Genomic DNA, 4,100 nt, shown 5'->3' on the forward strand with positions numbered 1-4,100 from the left:
CGACGACCAGCCCCGCCAGCGGCGCCCAGCACATCCCGGCCCGGCCCGCCGCGCGGTCCCAGCGCCGCACCCGCACCCGCAGGATCGTCAGCGTGCCCAGGGCGAACCGGGGGCCGCCCGCCGGGTGCGGTCGTCCACCGTCCCCGGGGGCGGTTTCACCCTCCCCGGCGGGCGGGTGATCGGGGGGCGACTGCGGCGTGGCGTCCATGGCCGGGCAGCGTAGCCGCCGCACCCTTGGCGGCCATGGAGTGGTTCCCGCCCCCGGCCCGCCCGTCACCCGGGCTCTCCTTCCCGCAGGGCTTCCCACCGGGGTTCCCGCCGGACCCCCCGGACGGGCCGGGGGGCGCGCAGCTGGCCGTGGCCGCCACGGACCGGCCCGCCCTGCTGTGGGCGTTCGCGGCCTTCCTGCTGGCCTTCGCGGGGGCGCGTCTGGTCACCCGGATGATCCGCGCCGGCAGGGGACCCTTCCGCAACGTCTCCGGCGGGGGGCTGCACATCCACCACGCGGTGCCCGGGGTGGTGCTCATGACGATCGGCGGCTTCGGCGCCGTGGCCGCCGGGGACGACGGGTGGCCCGCCATCGTGTGCGCGGTGGTCTTCGGCGTCGGGGCGGGCCTGGTGCTCGACGAGTTCGCCCTGATCCTGCACCTGGCCGACGTCTACTGGAGCGACGAGGGCCGGCGCAGCGTGGAGGTCGTCGCGCTGACGGCCGCCGCGGTCGGGCTGATCCTGGCCGGCTACCTGCCGCTGGGGGTCGAGAACCTGACCGAGGAACAGCTGCGCAACGGCTGGGCGGTCACCGGCACGGTCCTGTTCCACTTCGTGTGCGCGCTGGTCGCTCTGGTCAAGGGCAAGCCGTGGATGGCCGTGGTGGGCGTGCTCGTCCCGTTCGTCGCCCTGGTGGGCGCGGTCCGCCTGGCCCGGCCGACCTCGCCCTGGGCCCGCCGGTACTACCGGGGTCGGCGGGCCCGCGCGATGACGCGGGCCCGCCGGCGGGCGGAACGGCACGACCGCCGCTGGGACCCGGTGGGGCGGCGGATCTCCGACCTGCTCGGCGGCGCGCCGGACCCGGAGGCGTCGGCCCGCGGGGGTGCCGGCGCCCCCGGCGGACCGGCGGGCGGGGCATCGGGGCGCGGCACCTGAACCGGTGGGAGGGGCTCACGCCGGATCGGAGGTCGGCCGCGGGGCGGCTGCCCCCGACCCGACGTCGGCGCCGGCAACCGACGGGTCCCCCGTCGCCCCCGGCGCGTCACCGGCGGGGTCGTGCCCGTCGGCCCCCGGGACACCCCCGGTTTCCCCGGCCTCCCCGGCTTCCTCCGCCGGGGCGGACCCCCCGGCACCCGGGGGCGGCGGCGCCTCGGCGGCCAGGGCCGCGGCGGAGAGCACCACCGGCAGCGCCAGCAGCGCTCCCACCCCCTCCCCGGTGGTCACCCCGAGGTCGGTCACCGGCTCCAGGTTCATCCGGTCCAGCGCCTTGGCCTGGCCGGGTTCGCCCCCCGCGTGACCGGCCAGCCACCAGTCCGGGGCCCGGAAGGCGATCCGCTGCGCCAGCAGCGCACAGGCGGTGGTGACCACCCCGTCCAACAGGACCGGGGTGCGCCGGACCGCGGCCTGCAACAGGAAACCGGTCATCGCGGCCAGGTCGGCGCCCCCCACCGCGGCCAGCAGCCGCACCTGGTCGCCGAGCACGGGACGGGCACGCCGCAGGCCGTCGCGGATCGCGGCGCACTTGCGCATCCAGGTCGTGTCGTCGATCCGCAGACCGCCGCGTCCGGTGACCACCGAGGCGTCGGTGCCGCACAGCGCCCCCGTCAGCACCGCGGCGGCGGTGGTGCCGCCGACCGACAGGTCGCCGAGCACCACCAGGTCGGTGCCCGAGTCGGCCTCCTCGTCGGCGATCGTCACGCCGGTGCGGAACGCCCGCTCGGCCTCCTCCCGGGTGAGCGCGTCCTCCGTGTCCAGGCGACCGGATCCGCGGCGCACCCGATGTCGCGTCACCTCGGGGGGCAGGCCCAGCGGATCGCAGTCCAGGGCCATGTCCACCACCCGCACGGACACCCCCGAGCGCCGGGCGAGGATCGCCCCCGGGCTCTCCCCGTCCAACAGCGCCCGGACCAACAGGTGGGCCCCGCCCACCGGTCGCGCCGAGACCCCGGCCCGGGCCACCCCGTGGTCACCGGCGAAGACCACCAGCCGCGGGCGTTCGATCACCGCGGCCGGGGAGCGGCCCTGCACCCCGGCCAGCCACACGCCCAGGTCGTCCAGTCGTCCCAGGGCCCCGGAAGCCGGTGTCCGGGCCGCCCGCAGGGATTCGGCGGCACGCCGCACGGCCGCGTCCGGACGCTTGATCAGACCGCCGAAGACGTCGAGGTCGAGACTGCCGTCGCTCATGCGCCCGAGCGTACCCGTGACGGTCCCCCGCCCCCGCCCGGCGGACGGTCCCCGGGCGGGGGCGGGACTCAACCGCGCAGCGGGAGCGCCGTGCCGGCCACCACCAGGAGCACCTGTTCGCACTCGGCCGCCACCGCCGCGTTCAACCGTCCCAGTTCGTCGCGGAAGCGCCGCCCGGCCGGAGAGGCGGGCACCACCCCCGAGCCCACCTCGTTGCTCACCACCACCACGGTGCGGCGGGTGGTCCGGATCGCCCCGGCCAACTCCCCGATCCGCCGCCGCACCTCCGCCGCGGCGCCGTCGCGCCACCGGTCCTCCTCCCAGGCCCCCGCGGCGTCCATCGCGGCGGTCAACCACAGCGACAGGCAGTCCAGGAGCACCGGGGGGCCCTCCGCGCGCAGCAGCGGCACCGGATCCACGGTCTCCTCGGTGGACCAACCGGCCGGGCGCCGCTCACGGTGGGTCCGCACCCGGTCCCGCCACTCCGCGTCGTCCGCCCGCTCGCCGCCGGTCGCCGCGTAGACCACGTCGGGGAAGGTCTCCAACCGGCGCTCGGCCTCCAGGGACTTGCCCGACCGGGCGCCGCCCAGCACCAGGGTGCGGCGCGGCACCAGCGGGGTGGGCACCGGCCCGTCGGTGGCGAACACCGCCCCGTCCGGCGCCGCCCTGGCCCCGGCGGCGGCCAGCCGACGGTGCAGTTCGGGGCCCGGCGGCACGTCGTGGTCGAGGTGGACGGCCACCAGGTCCGTGGCCGGCCCGATCGCCCCACCGGCGCGCAGCCGGGCCACCGCGTCCGGCCGTTTGACCACGTCCACCAGGCACAGGTCCACCGGTGTGCGATCGGTCCGGTCGCCGGCGGGCCCGGCCCCGGGCGGCAGGTACAGCAGTCGGTGTCCGTCCGGGCCGGTCACCGCGTAACCGGTGCCGGGGGAGTCCGGGGCCACGGCCCGGACCCGGTGGCCGGTCAGCAGGACCACCTCCTCCCCGGCGGGCAGCCGCACGGCCGGGGGCAGGTCGCCGGAGAGCTCGGGGATCGGACCGTCGTGCGGGTGGGCGAGGACCACCTGCCGCACCCCGTGCAGGGTGCGTCCCGCCCGGGCGGCCGCCAGGGCCGCTCCCGGGGTCAGGTCCAGCAACAGCACGCCGTCCACCAGTACCGAGGTGGCGGCCCGGGCCTCGGGGCCGAGGGCGCGGGCACAGGCCGCGCAGGAACAGTCGGGCCGCGGCAGCCCGGAGGGAGCGCCGGTGCCGAGCAGGGTGATGTCCACCCCCCGATCCTCCCGCCTTCCCACCCGTTCGCGCGCGGAGGGCTACGCTTCCCGGCAGTGTTCCGAGTCCTCCGGGTCCCTCCGGGAGTCCCGGAACCACACCGACGACGACCCCGGGAGGCGCGCATGGCCTGGCAGTGGCGGTTCGAGAAGGCGGACGGGAGCGAACACCCGGTCGCCGATCCGCCGGGCGGCTTCGGCACCCAGGGCGATGCCGAGAGTTGGCTGGGGGAGAGCTGGCAGGACCTCGCGGCGGAGGGTGTCGACCGGGTGGTCCTGCTGGAGGACGGCGCCGTGGTGTACGGGCCGATGGGCCTGCACGCGGAGGATCCGCCCGCCGACCCGCCGGTCCCCGGCGCCTGACGTCCCGGCCCCGCCGTCCCGTGGCGGGCCGTGCGCCCGGCGACGGGACGAGGGGGCGGTCGCGACCTCCGTCGCGAC

General features: G+C 78.0%; 4 protein-coding genes and 1 pseudogene. 2 read left to right on the forward strand and 3 right to left on the reverse strand.

Annotation, left to right across the window (positions count from 1 at the left end; genetic code table 11):
- Positions 1 to 208: pseudogene (locus FOE67_RS29485) on the reverse strand (adenosylcobinamide-GDP ribazoletransferase); the annotation flags it as partial.
- Between the two features lie 35 nt (positions 209 to 243).
- On the opposite strand from FOE67_RS29485, the gene FOE67_RS18635 reads away from it, so the two are divergent.
- Entirely contained in the window at positions 244 to 1,143 is a 900-nt protein-coding gene (locus FOE67_RS18635) for a hypothetical protein (RefSeq protein WP_228474030.1), read from the forward strand.
- A 15-nt stretch (positions 1,144 to 1,158) separates the two neighbouring features.
- Here FOE67_RS18635 and FOE67_RS18640 read toward each other — a convergent pair whose 3' ends face one another.
- Entirely contained in the window at positions 1,159 to 2,391 is a 1,233-nt protein-coding gene (locus tag FOE67_RS18640; protein ID WP_182665779.1) for a nicotinate-nucleotide--dimethylbenzimidazole phosphoribosyltransferase, read from the reverse strand.
- 68 nt (positions 2,392 to 2,459) lie between these two features.
- Positions 2,460 to 3,659, reverse strand: coding sequence for a bifunctional adenosylcobinamide kinase/adenosylcobinamide-phosphate guanylyltransferase (locus FOE67_RS18645; protein ID WP_182665782.1), 1,200 nt, complete (start codon positions 3,657 to 3,659; stop codon positions 2,460 to 2,462).
- Between the two features lie 126 nt (positions 3,660 to 3,785).
- On the opposite strand from FOE67_RS18645, the gene FOE67_RS18650 reads away from it, so the two are divergent.
- Positions 3,786 to 4,022 carry a hypothetical protein gene (locus FOE67_RS18650; protein WP_182665784.1) on the forward strand — a complete coding sequence of 79 codons (237 nt, stop codon included), beginning with the start codon at positions 3,786 to 3,788 and terminating at the stop codon, positions 4,020 to 4,022.
- Positions 4,023 to 4,100 lie beyond the last annotated feature (78 nt).

The sequence above is a fragment of the Streptomyces calidiresistens genome (assembly GCF_014141525.1).
Classification (GTDB): domain Bacteria; phylum Actinomycetota; class Actinomycetes; order Streptomycetales; family Streptomycetaceae; genus Streptomyces; species Streptomyces calidiresistens.